Here is a 23,036-nt window from a genome sequence, read left to right as displayed (position 1 = left end):
TTTATTTTTGATAGGTTGCGAACTCAAATGCAATCCCTGTTTTGTCATCAATATGTTGTTCTGACGCGACTTTTTTAAATGTTGACGGAATGGTAGGATAGTACGCATCACCTTGCACATTGAGCTCAACATGCGTGAGTTCTAAACGATCAGCAATGTCGATGGTTTGTTTAAAAATTTCACCACCTCCAATGATGTAAAGGCTATTCGGCTTTTCTGATGCTTGAACATCCGCAACAGCTTGTGTTAAAGCCTCTTCGATACTATATGCCACTTTGGTTCCTTCAAATGACCAAGTGCTGTCGCGAGTAATCACCCAATTGACACGTTTAGGTAAAACACGCCCCATAGACTCCAGTGTTTTACGTCCCATGATGACGACACCACCTTGCGTAATTTCTTTGAAGTGTTTGAGGTCAGCGGAAATGTGCCAAGGCAGGTCATTGCCTTTACCAATGCAACGCTGTTGATCCATGGCAACGACATGTACAACTTCTAAGTTTTGAAAGGCCATAAGGTGCTCGAATGTGAAGTTTTATTATTTATTTTTCCTCAAGCAGAGGAAGAATATCTCTTTATAAATGCGAATCTCGCTGATTGAGCGAGATTCAATGAGTCTGTTTAAACAGCAACAGGAGCTTTAATCCCTGGGTGCGACTCATAACCAACGATTTCAATATCTTCAAACTTGAAGTCGAAAATATCTTTAACTTCTGGATTGAGTTGCAGTTGGCACAGTCCTAAAGGGTCACGGCTTAACTGAAGCTTCGCTTGCTCAAAATGGTTGGTATACAAATGCGTATCACCACCCGTCCAGACAAAGTCACCAACCTCTAAACCACAGACTTGCGCGATCATGTGGGTAAGGAGCGCATAACTGGCAATATTAAAAGGCACACCTAAAAATACATCTGCACTGCGCTGATAGAGCTGACAAGACAGTTTGCCGTTATGGACAAAAAACTGGAAGAGGGTATGGCACGGAGGAAGAGCAACTTGCCCTGCTTCTTGTGGATTCCAACCCGATACAATCAAACGGCGTGAATTGGGATTGGTCTTAATTTCATTCACTAACCAAGTAATTTGGTCAAAACCATCTTGTTCATATAGACCATCGGCTTTTTTCGTTGCGCCGAAGTTACGCCATTGATGACCATAGACAGGCCCTAATTCGCCTTCTGGGCGACCGAAACGTGCAGTTTGTTCTGCGGTAGACCATTCATCCCAAATAGAAACTTTATGGTCTTTTAAATACTGAACATTGGTATCCCCTTTTAAAAACCACAACAGTTCAATTACGATCGAACGAAAGTGCACTTTTTTAGTGGTTAATAAAGGAAAGCCTTTAGAAAGATCAAAGCGCATTTGATGACCAAAGACAGACCGCGTTCCCGTACCAGTACGGTCGCCTTTATCGCCACCGTTGTCGAGGATGTGTTGTAAAAGGTCCAAATATTGACGCATATTTCTCTCATATTTTTGGGTAATCACTTATGCGCATTCTAGCTGTTTTTTACTGAGGATGGAACTTCGCGGGATTTGAGCTTAGTGCGATTATTTGCTGTTTTGGCATGCTTCACTTTTTGCCATTAAAAAGGATTCTGATGCTTCAATGTGAGGTTTTCTTCAGGGTTGAAACCAAAAAATATAGCTATTTTTGTGCCGCAAGACGTACTCATATGGATCTATACGGAGTTCAATATGCTGGAAACTTGAGCGAAAAATGATAGCCCACAGGAGACTTTTAACTGATAGATTGTTTGATAATTAATTTTTTAAATGAATCTTTATTCCAAAAAATACAGTGAAAATAAAACTTTAGAAAAGTGGCTTGGTTCTTTGAAAAAAAATATTACATTTAGAACATGAAAGTTCAATGCTGAGCGGTTAGTATTTCCAACTCGAAAAGATGTAAGACCCTGATGATTGGGAGGAGTGTTGGTTTTAGTATGCCTTATGATCAAAACGTGAATATGAACGAAGTCTATGCGCCTGCGCAAACCAATATCATAATACGTTCCCAGTCAGAGAGAAACGTTACCGCTGCTGAAATCCTGACCTCGAAGAAGGCAAGAGAAAGAGCAATCAACAGTAATCAACGCGTAGATATTGAAAAATTTACGGGGTTTCTAAAAAATATTACTCGTCAAACCAGTACTCAGAAATGTGCGAAAAGCATTCGCTTAGGTCTAGAGTCTGCGGGTGCTCAGTTTAAAAATCATCCTGTTGCTGCGGCGGATTGGGGGAGAACCTTAACCAGTATTGGCTACCGCAAAATCAACCTGTCTTTTGATCAGCCTAAAAAAGGCGATATCTATATTATTGACCGGACTGCAAAAAATCGTTATGGACATATTGCCGCTTATTCAGGTAACGGCTGGGTTTCAGACTTTAAACAAAGTGGTTATGCAGTTTACCGTAATCAAAATGTGAACTATAGCTACTATCGAATGGATTAAAGGATATAAATATCTCCCCAATATTCTGCTTAAAATCTTCTTTCGCGTTGTGCATAGATTGACACTAAAAATAAACCAATTCCGCTAAAGCCGATACACTGAAGCGCAAGCATGATTTTATGCTGATGAGGTAAATAGCCGATTAAGCAAATCAGTGCAATGACGGGAAAGAATGTCACTAAGCGTGAAAAACCTTCACGATAAGGGTGATCTGGTACCATTCTCAATGGGATAAGGCGTAACAGATGCGTTGTAATACCAATCACTAGACTCAAACCAATAAAAATCGTGCCAAGCTGTTGAACTTGTGCTGCCATAAAAATCAGCACACAAGTTGCAATAGACACGATCAGTTTAATTTGACGGGTACAGCGTTCAGAATACCAAAAATTCAACATGGTTTATTTGGACTCAGATGCAGTGTTGTTATGCAAAAGAGATAAGGGGGAGAATAAGCAAATACCTAATGCCATAAAGCCCACACCTTGTGCACCAGGAATAAGGAGCTCGCCATCTTTAATATTCATAAAAATCAGTGCTAAGAGTAGAGCAATCGGAATCCATGTAAGTAAGCGATATAAAAAACCTGTAGGATTTTTCCCTGCAAAATGAATTTTACAATAACGACAAATTAGAAAAATAATCCCTGTGCCTAAGAACATCAAGACCGCATCAAGACGCAATGGTTCCATCCAATACAATAGGCCTGTTACGATCGCAATCGCGACAAAAATAAATAATTTTTTTAGAACAGAAATCGAGGGATTAAACCAAAATTCAAGCATGGGGATGATGTATTTTAAACTGAGATAAGCACCACTTTAGCATAATTTAGCCATAAAAAAGGGGGCGATGATGCCCCCAATATTGAATCATAGCGGTTAATTAACCATTGTTTTTTTGTGGACCCCAATCATAGATTTTCTTTTGGTAGGCATACCACATCATCCAGATTCCGACCAAGATCATTGGTAGGCTAAGGAACTGACCTTTACTCATCCATGCGATGAACAGTTGGCCATTGTCTGGTTCCCGGAAGAATTCGACGATGAAACGCGCTATACCATAACCAATCAGGAAGAGGGCAGACACAGCCATACGTGGACGTGGTTTTGAGCTGAACCACCACAAGACGATGAACAGCAGTAAGCCTTCAAAAAAGGCTTGATAGAGTTGAGAGGGGTGACGAACCAGTTGTAATGGGTCGGTTGGAAAGATCATGCCGAGCGCAAAGTTCGGGTCGCTTACAGGGCGTCCATAGAGTTCCCCACCAATAAAGTTACCAAAGCGTCCAAACATAAGACCTGTAGGTACACAGGGAGCAATGAAGTCGAGGGTTTGGAACCATGTCATGGCGTACTTCTTACACCAGAACAGCATGGCAAGCATTACACCTAAGAAGCCGCCATGGAAACTCATGCCGCCTGTCCAGACTTGGAATAGCCAAATCGGATTGGCAAGGAACTGCTCAAAACCATAAAAGAGGACATAACCGACACGACCACCAATCACTACACCGAGAGCACCGTAAAAAATTAGATCAGAGACCATATCGGGTGTCCAGCCACGCTCTTTAGCGCGATAGCTTGCCAGTCCCCAAGCAAACAAAAAGGCCAATAAATACATCAGTCCGTACCAATGGACTTGTAAAGGGCCAAGTGCTATTGCGACGGGGTCAATATTTGGATAGGTCAGCATGCATATTCCTAGTCATTATGTTTTGAACAGATTTTAGCTGAAAGAGATGAAAAATGTTGTACATTCAATGTGTAAAGATGATGAGTATCGTTTATGTGCATTGTGGCAATTGCATGGCAGGTCTTGGATGATCTGCCATTGTGTTTGATTTCAAATCGAGATGAGTTCTATCAGCGTCCTTCGAGTCCTTTAAAACAGTGGGAAAATAGTCCGATTATTGCAGGGCAAGATTTGCAGTCTGGTGGTACGTGGATGGGTATTACACCCACAGGGCGCTGGGCGGTTTTGACTAACTTTCGTGATGGTCGTGATCAAACCAGTTATCCCACATCTCGTGGGCATTTGATTCAATCTTTTTTAGAGTCGGAACAAACGCCAATTCGTTTTGCACAAGACTTAGAGAAACAACAATGTGACTATGCGGGCTTTAACTTGTTTATGGGTGATCGTCATCAAGCTGTTTATATGAGTAATCGTGGTGAGGCACCACAGATTTTGCCTAAAGGCGTATATGTAGTGTCAAATGGTTTAATGACCGAACATTGGGAGAAGACCAAACATTTACGCAAACGCTTTACTCAAGAGTTTTTACCAATGTTGCAACAAAGCCATATTTTACAAAGTGATGTGGAGATGGCTGCATGGGATATTTTGGAAGATGAGCGTAAGATTATCCCCGACTTGTTACCACAAACGGGGATTAGTCAGGACATGGAGGAGTTATTGTCTTCGACTTTTATTCAAAGCCCAATCTATGGCACACGTTGCTCTAACTTCCTGCGCATGACCCATGAACATTGCTCTTGGCTGGAAAAGCAGCAACAGGGCGAGTTGAAAGGGCTTATTACTGAGCAGACGGTAGTCGTTAAGACCTAAAAAAATGCCGACTCGATGTCGGCATTTTTTTAAGGTCGGTTTTAAGAGGCTTTGGTTTTAGTCTTTTTCTTTTCAATAGATGGCATCAAGTCTGCTGTTAAATAACCCACACTTGCACTATAGCCATTATTGTAATTGGCTAAAGTTGCGGCTTTCAAATCTGCTGATAAGCTCTTCATATCACCCGCATGCTGGAAATTGCTCATGATATAAGTCCAACCATTCACAGAGTCTACCGCATGTAAACCAGTTGACTCTGCACCAGCAGGGGTCGAGAGTAAACGTACAGGATCTGCTTTGGTATCAACGTTATATGCCCATAGGAAGTTATTTGGGTGGTTCCCACTGTCTTCACCAATGAACAACGTACGTAGCGTTTCAGAGAACTTTAAGTTGTCAGGGCTTGCGATTTTATCTGGATTTGCAGTGTTGCCTAAACTATCTACTGTGATGTCTTCACCCATCAATAACATTTTAGATTGATGTGGAACCCACTCACTGTCGATTGGTTGACCATCGGTTGTGTTCTGTCCTGCTGTTAAATCATGTGCCAGCACGCCACCTGCGGTGATTTTTTTCGTAAATGAAACATTGTGCGCAGCAACCCATGCCGCATTGTCTTTGATCATTGAATCTTGAATGTTGGCTAAAGCAGAATACGCCACTTTATCCTTAATGTTGATGGTGGTGCCTTCCATTTTGGTGAAGGCCATACTGCCACCTTTGAGTGCTGCATAACGGTGGGTTTCAAGGAAGGCTGCTGCTTTTTCCATACCCGGTTTTACTTTTACCCAAAGTTTCTTCTTGGCTAAAATAATTTCGGTGTATGACGTGTCATTTGGATTGGTGGTTAAACTTTCCATAATATCGCTAGGTTGAATATTGTTAACATTGACCATGTTTTCAATTTCTTGACTGGTTGCATGACCAAGTTCAATCCATTTGATTTGACCTGTGCTACTCTCTGTCAGTTCAGATACATATTGAGCGACATAAAGCTTACCAGCCGACAAATCTTTTGCGACATCGGCAATGAACATAAAGAAACCGCCGTTGGTGTAGTCATCGCCCATAATCACGGTACGGTTATCAGGCATAACATGTACAAGCTCATGCGAGATACGCCCCATGCAGAAGTGTTTTACAATGCTACCGCTACCGTCTTTGTTGACAATCACCTCAGGTAAATGACCATAGTTATATGGTTTAGCGACTGTTTCATCCCCAAAGAAGTTTTTGCTGATCCCTTTTGGACTTGGCCCGCCAATACCTTGTTCAAATGCATCAGGTTCATATTCTTCGCTCGATAAATGTGTGTTCCACGGCGACAGACTTGCACCACAAGTGATCCATAGTCCATGAACTGCCGATGTATCAACATTAAAGTATTTTTTAAGCTCTAAATGGCCTGTCGTTTGGTTTTGGTCTAGCGTTAAAATCGCGATTGGGGAGGGTAAGTTGCCATACTCGCTCACGCCAGCTAAGTTTAGGGATGCATATTCAAATTGCACCACATGGAACACTGGATTGCTTACACCTTCAACCTGAGCACCTTCTAAATGGATCAGTGATGAGCCATCTGGGCAGTCTGAAAAGAATTGGCGTGGTGAGCTTGGAACAGATGTATCCATAATGGCTTCACCTTTGGCATTAAAATAGCCCCCAGCAATGATTTCACCACCGCCCCATTTAGGCACTGTATTACCCGTTTCAAAAAAGCTTTGATAGCCGAGTTGGTACTCTGAACTGGTCGAGTCATCCCAGTCGATTTTGAGTTTTGAGCTGACCGAAGTTTTAGCACGGTCAGCAATTACAATCGGTGCTGCCATTGCTGTAAATGTTGCTGTTTTTAAGTTTGCAGGTTTTGTCACTGGTGGTGTTACATTGGTTTCGTTGTCGCTGTCATTACAACCGCTTAATGCTGCTGCGGTTGTCATTGCCCCAAGCGGTAAAAAAGGAATTCCCGCAAACCATTTTAAAAGATCACGACGACTTGGCTGATTTGTTGTGGCTGTCATAGTAAGTCCATATCAATAATTGTAAGTAAGTTGAGCTAGATTGTAGGAAGCGCAAATGACGTTTTATTTACAGTTTTGGGTCAATTTAAAGACAGAAGTTGATAGGATGATGCTTTAAATCACAAATGAAAAATCCTCCATACAGTGTTGGAGGAAAGAGAAGAGAAATTGATTCTTTTTAAGCTTTAGTGGCTTATGGTTTTTCTTTTTTCTAATAGTTTTCCGAAAAATAAACCAACTTCAAATAATAACCACATCGGTACTGCAAGCATAATCATCGAAAGTGCATCAGGAGGTGTGACAAACATGGCAATGAAAAAGCATCCGACTACGATAAAGCGACGCTTTTCAGCCAAACTTTGAGTGCTAACCACACCAATTAAAATCAGGATGAGGGTAATAATTGGAATTTCAAAAGTGAGTCCAAACACTAAAAAAAGTTTCAGGCAAAAACTGAGATAACTATTGATATCTGTCATCGGTGCAACACTTTCAGGTGAGACACTGATAAAAAAATGTAATATGGCTGGAAGGGTAATGAAATAGGCGAAGGCTACGCCAATATAAAACAGTGCAATACTCCCAACGAGCAAAGGAATGGCCAAAAAACGCTCTTTCTCATAGAGTGCGGGTCGAACAAATGACCAAAGTAAGTAGATGATAACTGGCATAGCCAACATCAGCGCAACAAATAAATTTAATTTAAATGGCGCCATAAATGTTGCTGTGACATCTGTCGCAATCATGGTGGAGTTGACTGGGAGTTGTTGGCGTAATGGCTCTGATAGCAATTGATAGGTTGTATTACGAAATGGCAGTAGGCAAAAAAACAACAACAGGGTAATACCAACAATTTTAAATAGGTACTTACGCAGTACAATTAAGTGCTGCATGACAGGCATTTGTTCTAATTGTTCATCTTGGCCTGTGCTTGAGTCGGGCCTTGTTGACACTTGATTCATACTGCAATCTTCAATTCAGGTTGGATAGGTACATTCGCTGCGTTGGGCATAGGTGTAGCATGTTGTTTAAGATGGTTGATTGAAAATGGGGCTAAAGGAGAAGGGGCTAGCCACTGATATTTATAGGTTATTGCATTTTCAACTTTGACCGTTGGAGCAGATTGACTGAGATGATCAAGCTGCTTTTGTAGACGCTGTTCCAACTCAGTCATGCGTTCAATTTCTTTTTGGATTTCTTGACGAAATTCAGAAAGCTTCAGCTCACGATCGACTTCTGTTTGAACACTATTGATAAAGCGTTTGGCTTTGCCATACCATTTGGCTGCAAAGCGTGCCGCTTCAGGTAGCTTTTCAGGACCTAAAACTAATAATGCAACAATAGCGAAGCATAATAGTTCTGTCATACCGACATTTAGCATGGCAATGCTCGCTTAGCTTTTGATCGTACTTTCTTTACTTTTGACATGAGCATCAATTGTTTTTGGCTCATTTAACTGTGCTTGTTCTGTTTCATCATCTCGAATCGACTTTTTAAAGTCTTTTACAGCACCACCAACGTCTTTACCTAAGTTTTTGAGTTTGGCTGTACCAAAAAGAAGAATCACAACAATTGCAAAAATTAGTACATGCCAAATTGATAATCCCGCCATGGGTCGTTCCTCATCATTTTTCGTTTTCCCTATATCAACAGGCTTGTATGACATGGAGGTGACGGTCATATTTCAGTTTCAAGACAACATGCGATAAAAAAGACATTTAGAAAAGTGAACTTTCACCTATTGGATCGTTATGACTGTGCTAGGATTTAGCCTTTCTCTATATGAAAAAATAACTCAATGGCGCTCATTCTTCCTCTCATTTCATTTCTGATCGGGTACTGGGGAGCCGAAAAGCTAAAATCGTTTCGTGCACTTTTAGCTTCATTATTGGCACGTTTGCTGATTCCTGTTGTCATTATCTACAACATGGTGTTTTACAAAGAGGGAAGTCTGTGGCTGATTGCATTTAGCTTTTTTAGCTCTATTTTTTTCTTTGTTATCTTTTATGCCATGCTTAAAGATAAATTACGTGTACTGTGTTTGAGTTATTTAAATGGCGCATGGTTGGGTTTTCCATTTGCCTTGGCGATATTTGGCCCTGAAGCCAGTAGCACGATTGTCGCTTTGTATATTGGAGGGTCACTTTTTGGTAATATTTGCGCCGTAATTGCAGTGAGTGAAACCAAGCAAGATCCAAAGTTTATTTTAAAAAATGTCCTCCTTTCTCCGCCTGTAGTTGCGCTTTGTGTCGCAGCTGTACTGTCAGTTTGGGATTTAAGTCTGTGGGAACATCATCCAGTGATTCAGTTTCTGTATCAGTTAAATAAAGTTTTGGTGACGTTTTCAGGGATGTGTGTTTTGGGCATGTGGCTGAGTAAAGTCAGGATTCATTGGATCGACTTAAAACAGAGCCTCGTTTTGATTTTTAGTCGGATGTTAATTGCCGTTTTATTGTGTACTGTGGCGTATTTTTGGTTACCCATTCCGCATGTGGTTTTGACTTATGCCATTATGTTGATGTTCTTTTTATTGCCACCAGCGGCAAATATTGTGGCTTTAGAAACATATTATCAAGGTACAGGACATTCTGCGAAATACATTGCATCAGGTACGATTGCCAGTGCGATATTGATTGGTGCGTATGGTTTACTGATCCATGCTTTGATTCCGAGTTTATAAAGAATCCCTCATCCTGATCTTTGAAAAGGAGGAGAGGGATCTATTGTAAAGCTAGATTTTAGTGTTTCAAACTGGCTTTAAACAGTTGCATCGCCTGACCACGATGGCTGATTTTATTTTTTTCTTCTTTGCTCATTTCTGCACTTGATAGCCCTAAGTTCGGTAACCAAAACAGTGGGTCATAACCAAACCCATTTTCACCGCGAGCAGCTTCGAGTACTTCACCTTTCCAAATGCCTTGGAAAATTTGAGGAAGAGGATCATCGGCATGTTGTACTAAGGCTAAAACGCATACAAACATGCCTTCAATCACTTGATCGTCTTTACGCAATGGCTTGAGCTCAGCCAATAGTTTTTGGTTATTGGCAGCATCATCGCCGTGTTCACCTGCATAACGCGCAGAGTAAATCCCAGGTGCACCACCTAACACTGGAACACAAATCCCTGAGTCATCTGCAATGGCAGGTTTTCCTGAAATTTTAGAGGCATGGCGTGCTTTAATGATGGCATTTTCAATAAAGCTCAAACCATCTTCAATGGCATCTTCAATATTCAATTTACCTTGAGCAATCACTTCGACAGGTAAGTTGAGTTCTGCAAATAATTTTTCAAATTCAGCAATTTTGCCTTTGTTATTGCTTGCGAGGACTAGCGTGCCTTGAGATAACCAATCAGTTGATGCCATGTGAAAGATCCGTGCTTTAAAACTTATGCGGTTATTTTAACAAGTCCTACTCATGGATAGGCAATAAAAAAGCACCCGAAGGTGCTGAGTATGGAAATAAAAGCTTATTGGGCTTGAATCCATTTGTCTGCACGGTCACGTGCTTGACGAATTTGATCTTGGGTTAAGTTTGCTGCCAAGGCTGTTTTCTTGCCTTCAGAAAGCGTGATTACTTTATTGTCGAGCATGCCATCACGGGTTGAAAGTTCATACCATTGGTAAGCACCCATGTAATTTTTCTTTTGCTCTTCCATCATGGCTAAGTTAAAGCTTGCGCGGTTATCACCACGGCTGGCTGCTTTTTCAAAGTATTGACGTGCTAAAGATTCATCTTTTTTGGTGCCTAGACCATCTGCAAGCATACGTCCCACATTCAGCTGAGCCGCCGAAAGACCTTGATCAGCAGCAGCTTTATACCAAGCAAAAGCCTGTCGTTCATCTGCAGCAATGTCTTTGCCTTGTTGGTACTTGGTTGCAAGATAGAACTGTGCAGCAGGCTGGCCTGCTTTTGCTGCTTTAATTAAGCTATTGATATCCATAACAGAATATTGTGCAGCTTGACTCGCAACAGACGTGGTTGGGGAAACATAATCTGCATGAGCTTGAATGCTCAAAAGTCCAACCAGTAGCGTCGTGCTTAAGAATAGTTTTTTCATAGAGCGCTCACTCGATAAATTGCGACTTCACCAAACAAATTCGGGAGACGTTTACTGAGTAAACTATCTTGTTGATCCCCATTTACAGCGAGTCGATTAATAATTCTGATGTTATTTTCCGCACAAAGTGCTTCAAAATCACGGAAAGTACATAAGTGGATATTGGGTGTGTTATACCACATGTACGGCAAAGCTTCAGAAACGGGCATCATTCCTTTCAGTGCCAAGAAAGAACGGGTCTTCCAGTGGGCAAAGTTAGGAAATGTAATGATTGCCTGTTTCCCTACGCGCACCATGTCACGTAATAAAACATCTGGTGCATCTACCGCTTGCAAGGCTTGTGCCATAACGACATAGTCAAAAGACTGGTCTGCAAAACGGCTTAAACCCAAGTTTAAGTCTTGTTGGATAATATTTAACCCGCGACCGACCGCAATTGCAATCTTTTCTTGATCAATTTCCAGTCCATATGCGCGAATATTGTGCTTTTTGCTCATATGGGCCAGTAATTCACCGTCACCACAGCCCAAATCGAGTACGCTGGAATCAGGTTTGATCCATTTTTCTGCCAGTTGATGATCAATACGCATTACACAGCCTCCTGAGATGTTGCTTGAAGGTGTTCAGAACCGCCCAGAAATGCACGTAATGCTTTTACATACAAAGGAATCGGGAACAGGAATGAGTCATGGCCTTGTTCAGCATCGATATCTAAATAGCTCACCGGTTTGTGGTTGGTGATCAGCGCATCCACAATTTCTTGTGAGCGTTGCGGGGTAAAACGCCAGTCGGTGGTAAAGGACACCACGAGGAACTGACATTTGGTCTGTGACATGGCTTTAACTAAAGACTGCTCATACTCACGCGCAGGATCAAAATAATCCAAAGCTTTGGTCATAATCAGGTAAGTGTTGGCATCAAAGTTACGGCTAAATTGCTCACCTTGATAACGCAAATAGCTTTCGACTTGGAACTCGACATCGAAACCATACATAAATTTGCCTGACTTTAGGTCACGACCAAATTTCTGCTTCATGGCTTCTTCAGATAAGTAGGTAATATGACCGACCATGCGTGCCAAAATTAGGCCACGTTTTGGATAGCTGTCATTTTCAAGATAGCGACCATCATGGAAGTCTGGATCAGACAAAATTGACTGGCGTGCGACTTCGTTAAAGGCAATATTCTGAGCCGATAATTTCGGCGCACTGGCAATAATCACGCATTTTTGCAAGCGATCAGGATAATCAACCGACCATTGCAAGGCTTGCATACCACCCAATGAACCGCCAATCACCGCACTCCAAACCTGAATGCCCAGATGATCAGATAAAATGGCTTGGGTTTTAACCCAGTCACGGACGGTGACTAAAGGAAAGTCTGGGCCATAAGGGCGGTTGTCATTTTCAGGGTTTGGCGAAGTTGGACCCGTAGAACCATTACAACCGCCAATATTGTTCAGTGCAAGCACGAAAAATTTCGAGGTGTCAATCGCTTTACCTGGGCCAATACAAGCATCCCACCAACCCGGTTTTTTATCATCGGCATGATGATAACCCGCGGCGTGATGATGTCCTGATAGCGCATGGCAAATTAAAATCGCATTGGATTTATCTGCATTGAGTTCCCCATAGGTTTCAACCATCAATTCATAACGAGGAAGAATACGACCGCATTCGAGCTCTAACGGCTCTTCAAAAGTAAACTTTTGTGGAGTAACGATACCCACGGAGTCAGCAGGAAAAGACACAGGAATAATACGCCTTAAATCTTTGGGATTAATAAACAAAAGGATACCACTTGAGGGTATCCTTCTAAAGTCATTTTAGTGCTAATTATTATTGCTAATACTTATACCGCAGCAGCAATGACTTGATCTGTGCTTAACACACCTTGATCAATTAAGCGGTTGGTACACGCAATAATCGCTTCGATAGATGAGGTCACAATGTTGTCGTGAATACCTGCACCGAATGCTGATTTGCCTGTGCCTTTGACTTGTAATTCAACCAAAGCCAGTGCTTTTGCATTGGCACCCGAACTAATACCACGCTCTTCATAGCTCAAGACATCAATTGGTAACTGTAAAGCATCTAACATTGCAGAAATCGGGCCGTTGCCTTCACCACGTAATTGCTGCGTTTCACCATTTACTTCAACATCAAGTTCAACCACTTGCTTGCCGTTGTTGTCATATAAACGGTAGTTTTTGGTTGAATAATGTGTATCTTTGGTATTCACATAGGTTTCTTTGAACAATTTCCAAATTTCTTGTGCGGTAATTTCAGTGCCTTCTTCATCGGTACGTTTTTGTACGGTTTGAGAGAATTCAATTTGGATACGACGTGGCAAGACCACGTTGTAATTTGCTTCTAACAAGTAAGCAATACCGCCTTTACCAGACTGTGAGTTGACGCGGATTACAGCATCATAGTCGCGACCCAAGTCTTTCGGGTCGATAGGTAAGTACGGCATATCCCAAATTTCTTCGTTCTTTTGGAACTCGAAGCCTTTTTTGATGGCATCTTGGTGTGAACCAGAGAAAGCTGTGAAGACCAAGTCACCTGCATAAGGGTGGCGAGGGTGAACAGGCAAGCCTGTACATTCTTCTACCGTTGCAATAATTTCATTAATATTTGAGAAATCTAAGTTTGGTGCAACGCCTTGGGTATACATGTTCAAGGCAATTGCAGCAACATCGACATTACCTGTGCGTTCGCCATTACCAAACACACAACCTTCGACACGGTCTGCACCGGCCATAATCGCCAATTCTGATGCCGCAATCCCACAGCCGCGGTCGTTGTGACAGTGTACCGAAATGATGACACCATCACGACGTTCAATGTTACGGTGCATCCATTCGACTTGGTCTGCATAAACATTCGGTGTTGAAACTTCAACTGTTGCAGGTAAGTTTAAGATTACTTTATTGCTTGGAGATGCTTCCCAAATTTCCGTGACTGCATCACACACGTCTTTTGCAACGTCTAATTCGGTTGCAGAGAAACACTCTGGGCTGTATTGGAATATCCACTCCGTTTCAGGATATTGTGCTGCATATTCTTTAACTTTGGTCGCTGCATTAACTGCTAATTTTTTCGCACCCGCAACATCGACATTTAAGACTTTTTGACGGAAGGTTGGGGCATTTGAATTATAAATATGCACAATCGCACGTTTTGCGCCGACTAAAGATTCAAAAGTACGTTGGATCAAATGATCACGTGCTTGAACCAAAACTTCGATATAGACATCGTCTGGAATGTGATTTTCTTCGATCAATTTGCGAGTAAAGTCAAAGTCAATTTGAGATGCAGAAGGGAAACCGATCTCAATGTGTTTGAAACCAATTTTGACCAACATTTGGAACATTTTAAATTTTTGTTCCATATCCATCGGTTCAAAAATTGCTTGGTTACCATCACGTAGGTCAGTACTCATCCAAATAGGCGCTTTTGTAATTTCGTTGTTTGGCCATTGACGGTCCGGCAAGTCAACACGTTGGTACATGCGACGATATTTTTTACTTGGATCAGCTAACATCATGAGGTAACTCCTTACATAGTATGGGTTGCATTTGAGTGGGTAAGAAAAAGCAACCTACTATTTATATAGATTGTGTCTATGTGCTCTATTTACAAGGGAGTCTTCAGGGTGTTTGTAAACGTAAATATTTGATACGACTTAGATTTACCGTGAGTAACCTTGTAAGCTTATATTGAAGAGTTTAATGCAGTTAAGTCGAAAAGATTTTTCTTTTTTTATGGCTTTTAGTCGTATCTGAAAAAATATTTCCCGCTATTGGGCGCTATAGGGGAAATATTTCCGCATATGTTTTCAATGTGTTTGATATTTTTCTATAAATAACGAATTTGATTCATTTCATTCGCTATTTATAGAGGGTTATGAAAACTCTATAATCATATCTGTCTGTATATCTGCAAGGGTTGCAGTGCCCATCAAAGCCATGGTGATTTCAAACTCTTCTTTTAAGATTTTAAGCACGTGGGCAACGCCTAAAGCACCTGCGGTGGCCAGACCATAAATACACGGTCGCCCAACTAAAACTGCGGAAGCACCTAAGGCAATCGCCTTAAATACATCTGAACCGCGACGAATACCGCCATCGTATAAAAGCGGGAAGTCACTAGGTACGGTCTTTTTGATGAGCTGCAAGGCTTTTAATGGGGGAATGCAGGTATCTAAAACGCGACCACCGTGGTTGGAGACAATCAGGCCTTGTACGCCGTGTTGAATGGCCAGTTGCGCATCGAGTGGACTGACGATGCCTTTTAACAGAATGGGTAAATCAGTCTGTTGAACTATCCACGCGATATCTTCCCATGTAGGGGCAATTTTCATTAGGCCATTAAACACGGGATGATCACCTTCTTGCAGTTCAGGTAGCGGAATATGAGCAGGGGTATGTGGGTGTTGCATGCCTTCAGGTAAGTGAAAAAATGCACGACGTTCACGGTCACGAATCCCTGTATGTGGTGAGTCTACAGTGATGACAATGGCGGTGAAATTTTGTCCCTCAGCGAGTTTAAGCAAAGCCAAAGATTTATCGCGGTCACCTTGCCAGTACAGTTGAAACCATTTGTAGGGATTCTCTGATTTGAATGTGCGCATATCGGTATTGGTAAAAGTACTCAAAATCATATTACTGCCGAGTACTTCAGCCGCCAACGCGGTTGCAGCTTCTGCGTCAGGATGAAACTGCTGTTGATGACCAATCGGTGCAACAAAAATAGGATGTGGAAAGCTTTGTCCTAAGATTTCACAGCTCGTATTGCCTTGAGTGAGATCTCTTAACATGCGTGGTATTAAGTGCAGGTTTTGGAATTGAGCGAGGTTATTCTGAACACTGAGCTCATCCATTGAACCACCTTGCAAATAGTGCCAAACCATTTCTGGCAGATGTTTTTCTGCTTGGCGCTCATAGTCTGCAACGGTTTGCAGGGAGGCAGGAATTTGGGTGAGTGGTGCTAAGATTGATGCAGTGTTCATAAGTCAGCCCATTGACGTAATAAATTATGATAATGGTGAGTGAGATTCAGCACTTCTTCACTGTCCCCGAGCTGTTGGCGTAGTTTTAAGATGGTCATGTCCAAGTTAAATAGCATACTGCGTTGCCAATCATCTTTGACCATACTTTGCATCCACGTAAATGAAGCAATTCGTTTCCCTTGGGTCACGGGTTCAACACGATGTAGACTGGTTGCAGGGTAAATAATCGCATCGCCTGCGTCGAGTTTGACTTCATGGCTACCATAATGATCTTCAATGATTAATTCACCGCCTTCATATTCATGCGGTTCTGACAGAAAAACGGTGATGGAAACATCGGTACGAATTGCTTGTCCTGCATCCGAGCTAAACTGTATTGCACTATCCACGTGGTTGCCGTATGCGCCAAGGGATTGATAGCAATTAAACATGGGGGTTAATACATGTTTTGCCAAAGTTGCAGATCGAATTAAAGTGTTTTGTTGGATGGCTTGTGAAAGTATAGGGTGAAGTGTTTGATAAATTGCACTATGTACATCAATTTGTAAGTTACTTTTAATTTTTTGTGCTTGTGCACCTGCGCTATCCTGTCCTGAAACCCATGCATGGCTATGATCCAGTTGGTGTCGAATTTGCGCTACTTGTTGTTTGGTTAACACAGCTGGAATATGTAGCATCATATCGTTTTAGGCTCCCCTTGGGACAAGCTGGCCATTGGCTAAGATAGATTTGAATGTAAAAATGTAGTGTATTGGGATAATACACTACATTTGTTTGAGGTCTAAACGCGTTTTAGCTTGGTTCTTAGAACTTATAGTTAAAGGTCAGTGCCGCAGAGCGTGGTTGTCCCATTACTAATCGTGCACCGCTATTATTAAGCGTACTAATGTAATCTTTATCTGCAAGATTGTAGATGTTCAGGTTTAATGAGGCATGTTCATTAAAGGTATAACCTAGTAAGGCATCAAATACGACATAACTTGGAATAACAGGCATGGTTGTTGTTGCGGTTGAACCTGTGCTAATTGCACGCTTTTGTTCATCTACATAACGCGCTCCAAGACCCGCTCTAAAACCAGCTACGCTATAAGTCGTCCACAACGTTGCAGTCCAGTCAGGCGACCAGCGAACTGAATCATTTTCAGTCCACACTTTAGTCGTTGCATTATAGGTTTGCTGGTTCTCTTGTTCTGTGTCCATAAAGGCAACACCTGCTGAGACATTCCACGCACGTGTCAATTGACCAACAGCACCTAACTCTAAACCTTTAACTGTTGTTTTTCCTTCAGGAATGTACAGTAAGCTAATCGGATCTTGAGTAATTTGGTTTTCATTTTCTGTATGGTAAGCCGCAGCAGTTAAAATGAGTTTGTCTTCATTGAATGTCCATTTTGTCCCAATTTCATAATGATGGGTTTCCTGTGGCTTAACAGTTGGATCATTCGCAGCATTTGCGGCTGAGCTGGCACTATTGTTGAGAACGAATGCCGTACCTGGTGGTGTTAATGATTTCGCATAAGAAGCATACACACTACTTGCAGGGGTTGGTTTAAACACAGAACCGAGTTTCCAACTGACCAGTGTACCATGCGTACTCAACTGGCTTGGTGTGCGGGTCACGGCTAAAGTAGAAGAATTCGTCGTGACGGTTAAAGCATCGGATTGGGTGTCGTAATAATCGACACGGACCCCACCATTAAGCTGGAAACGTTCGCCAAATTTTAAAGTATCAAATAAATAGGCCGCGACAGTATCTGTTTGGCCATTGGCATATGCCCCCGTGTAGACGAGGTCTGGTAAATTTTGATAAGGGTTAGGTGTGTATAAACTTGCAGATGTAATGCTTGGAGCAGCTTTCCCTGGGGTTTGTGTGCTTAATGTTTTATTGTATTGTTCTTCGCGTAAGAGCTCTAAACCAGCAACGATGTCATGTTCAATCGCACCCGTTTGAGTGTTGATGTTGAGTGTAGTTTGGTTGGTCAAAATCTTATTTTCTTGATCGACCCCTTGGCGAGTTCGAGCTACAGACCATGAGTCTGGATCTTTAGGTGTTGCAAGATTGCTAATGACTAAAGCATTCACTCCCGTTAAGACGCGATTCATTTCAGTTTTACCAAATCTTGAAATATTGGTGAGTTTCACACCTTTGCTTAGATCACTTTCAACTTTGGCTGTAAACATGTGGGCTTCAACGTCTTCATAATCATTAACGCTACCGTAGAAGTTCTCACGATCAACAGGTTCTGCTGCATTCACAGCAGTATTGATGATGTCTCTTTGAGCTTGGGTTAGTTTTGTATCCGTGTTGTTGTAGTAAAAGCCGTCCATGCCAATGGTTGGAATACCACCATCTGGGATATTGTTTTGTACTATATGCTGTGAATATAAATAAAAACGTGTATCGCTATCTAAGCCAAAAGCAATAGATGGAGCGATGGCATAACCATTATTTTCTACATAGTCACGACCATCTACCCCGCCTTGCTGACCCATTACATTTAGACGAAGTGCAGACCCTTCAGAAAGGGCTTGGTTGATGTCTGCAGTAAGACGTGCATGTTCTGCGGTATTGTAAGTTGCAGAAACTTCTTGGCTGTTTTCTAAATGCGGTAATTTGCTGACGAGATTAATATATCCACCCGCACCACCACGACCAGCTTCTGCCCCTGATGGTCCTTTAATGACTTCAATTTGCTCAAGATTATAGATATCACGGCTCACGGCGCCAATATCACGAATGCCATCGACATAAATTGAGTTTTTGGTGTCGAATCCACGCATTTGAAAAGAATCGCCTGCACTGGTATTACCATTTTCCCCAAGTTGTAATGTAATTCCTGGTGTATTACGTAATGCTTCAGTTAGAGATGTTGCACCTTGTTCTTTGAGTAATTCTTTTTTAATTACAGAAATCGTTTGTGGTGTATCAACTAAAGGTTGGGTGTATTTTGCAGAACTAACTTTGTCTGTTTTGTATTTACTTTCGACTTCCGACTTCACTGTAATGGTAGGTAGCACAGTTGAATCATCTTTTGTTGGCGTTGCTGCATGTGCCATCAGTGGGAGAGAAGCTGCTAATGCAACAAATTGTGCAGTACGGTTATGTTTACGGCTTTTGATTTTTGCCATTGTCGGTGTCCCAAATAATATACGACAGAGTTCCATCACTGCTCAGTTCGGGTCGAACCATAAAGTGCAGTAATCATGGAGGTATTGTTAAGCTATGTAACTGTGGTTGCGAATTCTATTGATAATAATTATCGTTAACAATGGTCTTTAAGCTGAAAAACTCATTTGTATGTATGGAAATAATGTTTAATAAATCTTTATTAATTAAGGAAAACAATAATGATTAGTGAAAAGTAAACTAAATATAATGGTGAATTAAAACAAATGGTAAAAATATATTTAAACCAATATCTTATAATTATATGGAAAGTACATGGCTTCCATTGAAGCATAGTCAATCCATGCTTCAAAATGGACTAATTCTATTAGTTTTACTTAAATCTCAGCCCATTTTCGCATCAGATTATGATACAGGCTAGTGAGCTTTACCACCTCTTCATGTTGGTCGCTCAGTTGCACACGTAGGTTTTGGATAGTTTGGTCAAGATTAAACAAGATATGACGATCAGCATCATCACGAATCATACTTTGAACCCAAAAGAATGAAGCCACGCGGCAACCCTGAGTTACAGGGGTGACTTCGTGTACGCTAGTCGATGGATATAGAATCATATCTCCAGCAGGTAGTTTTACTTCATGATAACCATAAGTATCTTCTACGACCAAATCTCCGCCTTCATATTCGTCAGGCTCACTCAAAAAAACAGTACAGGATAAATCGGTACGAATCCGATCTTTGCTTCCAGCAATCCAACGAATGGCATTATCGACATGGAAGCCAAAGGTTTCCCCCTGTTCATAGCGGTTAAAGTAAGGTGGTAAAATATCTAAGGGTAGGGCGGCGGATAGAAATAATGGATGCTTTCCGAGTGCTTCTAGAATGATATTGCCTAAGTGTTGAGTGAGAGGGTGATCTTCAGGGAGTTGTTGGTTTTGTTTTACATTTTTTGAGAGTGATCCTGTGGTTTTTTTTCCATCAATCCATTCGACTTTCGACATTTCACTGCGAAAGTATTGTACTTGTTCTTTGCTTAACACATGGGGAATATGGTGGATCACAATACGGCCTGCTGAAAAGGAAAAACATCTTTAATATTTAAGCATATATAAAAATAGCCTCAAAGAGAGGCTATTTTTATATAATTCGATCATGAATGCATGAGATTCAGTCGGTTCACTTAGTATTTGAAGTTCAAAGACAGTATTGCGCTACGACCTTCAGCTTCAGTTGCATAGTGAGAAGCATACGCTTTAGTGAAGTAACGTGTATCAGTCAAGTTATTAATATTTAACTGAAGATTCACATTTTTGTTAACGTTATAACGTGCCATAGCATCGTAGCGAACGTAACCTGGAACATATTTGGTATTGGTGGTATTACCATAGACTTTGTCCATAGCAACTGCACCAGCACCTAATGTGAATGCAGGAGTGAAAGCATAGGTTGTCCAAAGAGTTGCAGAGTTTTTAGGTACATTTGGTAAACGTTTACCTTTAGCAGCATTAGGATATGTACAGACACCAGCACGAGTACAAGATGGGCCAGGATTAGTCTGTTCGCTATCTAAATACGTGTAGCCAGCTGAAACAGCCCATTTATCGGTAAGGTTGCCATTTACGCCAAGTTCAATACCATCGACTTTACTGTCGCCACCATTTGTATATGTGGTTGGATCAATTTGTATACGTGTATTTTGCTTTTCAGTACGGAAAATTGATGCGGTTAAATTCAGTTTGTCATTCAATAGATCCCATTTAGTCCCAATTTCATATGTACGTGCTTTTTCTGGGTCTAAATTTTTAATCGCATTAGATGGAGTAGTTTCACTGCTCTCACTTGCATCAATACCTACAGGAATTGCAGATGTTGAGTAGCTTGCATAAATGCTACCATTTTCTGTTGGTTTAAATGTTACACCGCCATTCCAACTCCAATAATCAGAATCGCTATTTACTTTAGTTGGTGTTGCAAGAACAGTTGTTCCATTTTTATATGTTGTTAATTCTGTTTCAAATTTATCCCAACGAGCACCTAAATCTACCAACCATTGAGGCGTAATCTCAATATGATCACTGAGGTAAAATGCTGTAGTTTCGGTAGTTGTATTTGTTACACGTTTATTTGCTTGTATAGAACCAAGGAAAGGATCGTTTGAATTTGGGTTAAATGTAGATGTACACCAACCATTTGAGTTGGCAAGGGTGCATGCACCAGCTGTAGTACTACCACCAATTGCAGTGCTGTTTCCTGTCGCTGGGTCAGTAACGACATAAGTACCTTTGTCACCATCTAGTTTTGAGTATTCAGCACCTGCAATAAAACTATGTTTTAATGCACCAGTATTGAATTTACCATTTAAAAAAAGCTGGTCACTGAAAGTGTCAATATCCGTTGTACGAGTATTGGCACGACGCCAGATACCTTTATTTTTTAATTCGCCTGTTGCTGAGTTAATAAAGTTACCTTGACTGTCATCGGGCTGTGTCCATACATAGTCATTTTTTGATTTGCTGTAAGTTGCAACATTCGTTATTGTTAAATTATCTGCTAAATCATGCTCTAATTTAAATGTACCAATTTGGTTTTCTTGTCTCTGGAAATCACGATCTTTCCAACCATAATAAATGCCTTGCTTAACATCAATTGGTTTACCAGAACCAGCAGCATAATTGTTAGGATTATTGTATGGAACACCAGCATCAGGTGTATCATCTGTTTTTAAATAATAATAACTTAAAGTGGCACGAGTTGGTGTATCTAAGCCAAAAGTAATACTTGGTGCGATACCTGCACGTTTGTATTCTGAACCATCATCACCTTGACCTGCTTTATTATTGTGGTGTCCCATCACTGCAACACGAGCAGCAATACCATTGCCGAAGTCTTTGTTACCATCTAAAGTGATGCGTTGGTAATCATCAGTACCTGCTTGCACAGAACCTTCTAAAGAATCCCCTTTTTTAGCCACTTTAGAAATTAAGTTGATGTTACCGCTGGCATTACCACCACCACCTAACATTGAAGAAGAACCTTTCGTTACTTCGACTTGCTCTACTGCAAACATTTCACGATTTTGAGAAGTTCCTGCTCTTACACCATCTACATATATAGAGCCTTCTGAGTTATAACCACGGATAAATGGACGATCTCCATTTGGGTTTCCGCCTTCACCAGCACCGAGGGTAATACCTGGTACGGTACGTAAAGCATCGCTTAACGTTGTAACTTGAGTGTCTTCAATCAACTGTTTAGAAATAACAGCAACAGACTTTGGAGTATCCAGTAGGGGAGCAACAAATTTGCTGTTTGCAGATTTATCGACTTTCAAACTTTGTTCTGCTGCCGCTTCCGTGTGAATTGTTTCTAGTTGCGTAACTTGATCTTGTGCAACAGCATTGACTGCAATCACTGAAAGTGTTGAAGCGATTGCTGAAGAAACCAGCTTTTTACGTGTTTTGATGAAGGCCATAACGAGTCTAGTTCTAGCGTTGTAAATTAGTATGCGAATAATAATGATTCTTATTTTTTGTTTCCTAATTGTTACATTGAAATTTTAGATGTTAAGAATGAATTAAACTGGAAAAATAAATGTAATAATATAATAAAATCAACATATTTAATTGATTTTTATATCTATTGGAAAAGTAGATTGTATTTTTGTAATATTATTGAAATTTAGAATCTATATTTTTATCAGTCATATTTTTGAAAATGTCTGATGAATATGAAGGAATTGTGTTGGATCTATATGCTCCATGTAGCTTCTCAAAAAACCTCCCATG

Annotated in this window: 22 protein-coding genes; 3 read left to right on the top strand and 19 right to left on the bottom strand. The window is 41.0% G+C overall.

Going from position 1 to position 23,036, the window contains the following annotated elements:
- Window position 1 precedes the first annotated feature (1 nt).
- Both DPG01_RS10080 and thyA read right to left on the bottom strand, forming a co-directional pair.
- The gene (locus DPG01_RS10080; RefSeq protein WP_086209958.1) at window positions 2-514 is read right to left on the bottom strand and encodes a dihydrofolate reductase; all 513 of its coding nucleotides are present in this window, start codon (window positions 512-514) and stop codon (window positions 2-4) included.
- A 107-nt stretch (window positions 515-621) separates the two neighbouring features.
- Window positions 622-1,464, bottom strand: a complete 843-nt coding sequence (gene thyA, locus DPG01_RS10075) for a thymidylate synthase (RefSeq protein WP_086209957.1) — start codon at window positions 1,462-1,464, stop codon at window positions 622-624.
- A 485-nt stretch (window positions 1,465-1,949) separates the two neighbouring features.
- Here thyA and DPG01_RS10070 point away from each other — a divergent pair, with 485 nt between their 5' ends.
- The gene (locus DPG01_RS10070; protein WP_110974993.1) at window positions 1,950-2,459 is read left to right on the top strand and encodes a CHAP domain-containing protein; all 510 of its coding nucleotides are present in this window, start codon (window positions 1,950-1,952) and stop codon (window positions 2,457-2,459) included.
- A gap of 29 nt (window positions 2,460-2,488) precedes the next feature.
- On the opposite strand, the gene DPG01_RS10065 is transcribed toward DPG01_RS10070, so the two are convergent.
- The 3 genes from DPG01_RS10065 to lgt all read right to left on the bottom strand — a co-directional run bounded on the left by DPG01_RS10065 (window position 2,489) and on the right by lgt (window position 4,157).
- Window positions 2,489-2,857, bottom strand: coding sequence for a hypothetical protein (locus tag DPG01_RS10065; RefSeq protein WP_110974992.1), 369 nt, complete (start codon window positions 2,855-2,857; stop codon window positions 2,489-2,491).
- A gap of 3 nt (window positions 2,858-2,860) precedes the next feature.
- Complete coding sequence (locus DPG01_RS10060; protein WP_086209954.1) at window positions 2,861-3,244, bottom strand: hypothetical protein; 384 nt, start codon at window positions 3,242-3,244, stop codon at window positions 2,861-2,863.
- 100 nt (window positions 3,245-3,344) lie between these two features.
- Complete coding sequence (lgt, locus tag DPG01_RS10055; protein ID WP_110974991.1) at window positions 3,345-4,157, bottom strand: prolipoprotein diacylglyceryl transferase; 813 nt, start codon at window positions 4,155-4,157, stop codon at window positions 3,345-3,347.
- A gap of 93 nt (window positions 4,158-4,250) precedes the next feature.
- On the opposite strand from lgt, the gene DPG01_RS10050 reads away from it, so the two are divergent.
- The gene (locus DPG01_RS10050; protein WP_110974990.1) at window positions 4,251-5,033 is read left to right on the top strand and encodes an NRDE family protein; all 783 of its coding nucleotides are present in this window, start codon (window positions 4,251-4,253) and stop codon (window positions 5,031-5,033) included.
- A 41-nt stretch (window positions 5,034-5,074) separates the two neighbouring features.
- Here DPG01_RS10050 and DPG01_RS10045 read toward each other — a convergent pair whose 3' ends face one another.
- From DPG01_RS10045 to tatA, 4 genes are all read right to left on the bottom strand, one after another.
- On the bottom strand, window positions 5,075-7,051 hold the full coding sequence (locus DPG01_RS10045; RefSeq protein ID WP_110974989.1) for a PhoX family protein: 1,977 nt from the start codon (window positions 7,049-7,051) through the stop codon (window positions 5,075-5,077).
- A gap of 185 nt (window positions 7,052-7,236) precedes the next feature.
- Window positions 7,237-8,013, bottom strand: coding sequence for a twin-arginine translocase subunit TatC (gene tatC, locus DPG01_RS10040; protein WP_086209950.1), 777 nt, complete (start codon window positions 8,011-8,013; stop codon window positions 7,237-7,239).
- Entirely contained in the window at window positions 8,010-8,432 is a 423-nt protein-coding gene (gene tatB / locus DPG01_RS10035) for a Sec-independent protein translocase protein TatB (protein WP_086209949.1), read from the bottom strand. The genes tatC and tatB overlap by 4 nt, the downstream gene beginning before the upstream one ends.
- A 12-nt stretch (window positions 8,433-8,444) precedes the next feature.
- Window positions 8,445-8,663, bottom strand: a complete 219-nt coding sequence (gene tatA / locus DPG01_RS10030) for a Sec-independent protein translocase subunit TatA (RefSeq protein WP_110974988.1) — start codon at window positions 8,661-8,663, stop codon at window positions 8,445-8,447.
- A 186-nt stretch (window positions 8,664-8,849) separates the two neighbouring features.
- Between tatA and DPG01_RS10025 the strand changes: the two genes are divergently transcribed.
- Entirely contained in the window at window positions 8,850-9,731 is an 882-nt protein-coding gene (locus DPG01_RS10025; protein ID WP_110974987.1) for a permease, read from the top strand.
- Between the two features lie 58 nt (window positions 9,732-9,789).
- Here the strand turns inward: DPG01_RS10025 and rdgB are convergent, their stop codons facing one another.
- The 10 genes from rdgB to DPG01_RS09975 all read right to left on the bottom strand — a co-directional run bounded on the left by rdgB (window position 9,790) and on the right by DPG01_RS09975 (window position 22,723).
- Window positions 9,790-10,416, bottom strand: coding sequence for an RdgB/HAM1 family non-canonical purine NTP pyrophosphatase (gene rdgB, locus DPG01_RS10020; protein ID WP_086209947.1), 627 nt, complete (start codon window positions 10,414-10,416; stop codon window positions 9,790-9,792).
- A gap of 104 nt (window positions 10,417-10,520) precedes the next feature.
- Window positions 10,521-11,111, bottom strand: coding sequence for a tetratricopeptide repeat protein (locus DPG01_RS10015; RefSeq protein WP_086209946.1), 591 nt, complete (start codon window positions 11,109-11,111; stop codon window positions 10,521-10,523).
- Complete coding sequence (gene metW / locus DPG01_RS10010) at window positions 11,108-11,701, bottom strand: methionine biosynthesis protein MetW (RefSeq protein WP_004979039.1); 594 nt, start codon at window positions 11,699-11,701, stop codon at window positions 11,108-11,110. The genes DPG01_RS10015 and metW overlap by 4 nt, the downstream gene beginning before the upstream one ends.
- The gene (gene metX / locus DPG01_RS10005) at window positions 11,701-12,861 is read right to left on the bottom strand and encodes a homoserine O-succinyltransferase MetX (RefSeq protein WP_110974986.1); all 1,161 of its coding nucleotides are present in this window, start codon (window positions 12,859-12,861) and stop codon (window positions 11,701-11,703) included. Before metX ends, metW begins: the two co-directional genes overlap by 1 nt.
- Window positions 12,862-12,962: 101 nt before the next feature.
- A complete protein-coding gene (gene leuA, locus DPG01_RS10000) occupies window positions 12,963-14,660 on the bottom strand; it encodes a 2-isopropylmalate synthase (protein ID WP_110974985.1) in 1,698 nt (565 codons plus the stop codon).
- Between the two features lie 357 nt (window positions 14,661-15,017).
- Window positions 15,018-16,124: an alpha-hydroxy acid oxidase gene (locus DPG01_RS09995; protein WP_110974984.1), complete on the bottom strand. Its 1,107-nt coding sequence runs from the start codon at window positions 16,122-16,124 to the stop codon at window positions 15,018-15,020.
- Window positions 16,121-16,804 (bottom strand): Fe2+-dependent dioxygenase, encoded by a 684-nt coding sequence (locus DPG01_RS09990; protein WP_086209943.1) that lies wholly within the window; start codon window positions 16,802-16,804, stop codon window positions 16,121-16,123. The genes DPG01_RS09995 and DPG01_RS09990 overlap by 4 nt, the downstream gene beginning before the upstream one ends.
- Window positions 16,805-16,928: 124 nt before the next feature.
- Entirely contained in the window at window positions 16,929-19,253 is a 2,325-nt protein-coding gene (locus tag DPG01_RS09985; RefSeq protein ID WP_110974983.1) for a catecholate siderophore receptor Fiu, read from the bottom strand.
- Between the two features lie 375 nt (window positions 19,254-19,628).
- On the bottom strand, window positions 19,629-20,312 hold the full coding sequence (locus DPG01_RS09980) for a Fe2+-dependent dioxygenase (protein ID WP_110974982.1): 684 nt from the start codon (window positions 20,310-20,312) through the stop codon (window positions 19,629-19,631).
- 119 nt (window positions 20,313-20,431) lie between these two features.
- A complete protein-coding gene (locus tag DPG01_RS09975; RefSeq protein WP_110974981.1) occupies window positions 20,432-22,723 on the bottom strand; it encodes a TonB-dependent receptor in 2,292 nt (763 codons plus the stop codon).
- Between the last annotated feature and the right edge of the window lie 313 nt (window positions 22,724-23,036).

The sequence above is a fragment of the Acinetobacter sp. WCHAc060042 genome (assembly GCF_003231195.1).
Lineage (GTDB): Bacteria > Pseudomonadota > Gammaproteobacteria > Pseudomonadales > Moraxellaceae > Acinetobacter.
Note: the sequence above shows the minus strand (reverse complement) of the source record. Positions and strands in the feature narration are given on the sequence as shown.

Coding starts and splice junctions, on each gene's coding strand:
- DPG01_RS10080 (WP_086209958.1), bottom strand. CDS start 514: ATGGCCTTTCAAAACTTAGAAGTTGTACATGTCGTTGCCATGGATCAA.
- thyA (WP_086209957.1), bottom strand. CDS start 1,464: ATGCGTCAATATTTGGACCTTTTACAACACATCCTCGACAACGGTGGC.
- DPG01_RS10070 (WP_110974993.1), top strand. CDS start 1,950: ATGCCTTATGATCAAAACGTGAATATGAACGAAGTCTATGCGCCTGCG.
- DPG01_RS10065 (WP_110974992.1), bottom strand. CDS start 2,857: ATGTTGAATTTTTGGTATTCTGAACGCTGTACCCGTCAAATTAAACTG.
- DPG01_RS10060 (WP_086209954.1), bottom strand. CDS start 3,244: ATGCTTGAATTTTGGTTTAATCCCTCGATTTCTGTTCTAAAAAAATTA.
- lgt (WP_110974991.1), bottom strand. CDS start 4,157: ATGCTGACCTATCCAAATATTGACCCCGTCGCAATAGCACTTGGCCCT.
- DPG01_RS10050 (WP_110974990.1), top strand. CDS start 4,251: ATGTGCATTGTGGCAATTGCATGGCAGGTCTTGGATGATCTGCCATTG.
- DPG01_RS10045 (WP_110974989.1), bottom strand. CDS start 7,051: ATGACAGCCACAACAAATCAGCCAAGTCGTCGTGATCTTTTAAAATGG.
- tatC (WP_086209950.1), bottom strand. CDS start 8,013: ATGAATCAAGTGTCAACAAGGCCCGACTCAAGCACAGGCCAAGATGAA.
- tatB (WP_086209949.1), bottom strand. CDS start 8,432: ATGCTAAATGTCGGTATGACAGAACTATTATGCTTCGCTATTGTTGCA.
- tatA (WP_110974988.1), bottom strand. CDS start 8,663: ATGGCGGGATTATCAATTTGGCATGTACTAATTTTTGCAATTGTTGTG.
- DPG01_RS10025 (WP_110974987.1), top strand. CDS start 8,850: ATGGCGCTCATTCTTCCTCTCATTTCATTTCTGATCGGGTACTGGGGA.
- rdgB (WP_086209947.1), bottom strand. CDS start 10,416: ATGGCATCAACTGATTGGTTATCTCAAGGCACGCTAGTCCTCGCAAGC.
- DPG01_RS10015 (WP_086209946.1), bottom strand. CDS start 11,111: ATGAAAAAACTATTCTTAAGCACGACGCTACTGGTTGGACTTTTGAGC.
- metW (WP_004979039.1), bottom strand. CDS start 11,701: ATGCGTATTGATCATCAACTGGCAGAAAAATGGATCAAACCTGATTCC.
- leuA (WP_110974985.1), bottom strand. CDS start 14,660: ATGATGTTAGCTGATCCAAGTAAAAAATATCGTCGCATGTACCAACGT.
- DPG01_RS09995 (WP_110974984.1), bottom strand. CDS start 16,124: ATGAACACTGCATCAATCTTAGCACCACTCACCCAAATTCCTGCCTCC.
- DPG01_RS09990 (WP_086209943.1), bottom strand. CDS start 16,804: ATGATGCTACATATTCCAGCTGTGTTAACCAAACAACAAGTAGCGCAA.
- DPG01_RS09985 (WP_110974983.1), bottom strand. CDS start 19,253: ATGGCAAAAATCAAAAGCCGTAAACATAACCGTACTGCACAATTTGTT.
- DPG01_RS09975 (WP_110974981.1), bottom strand. CDS start 22,723: ATGGCCTTCATCAAAACACGTAAAAAGCTGGTTTCTTCAGCAATCGCT.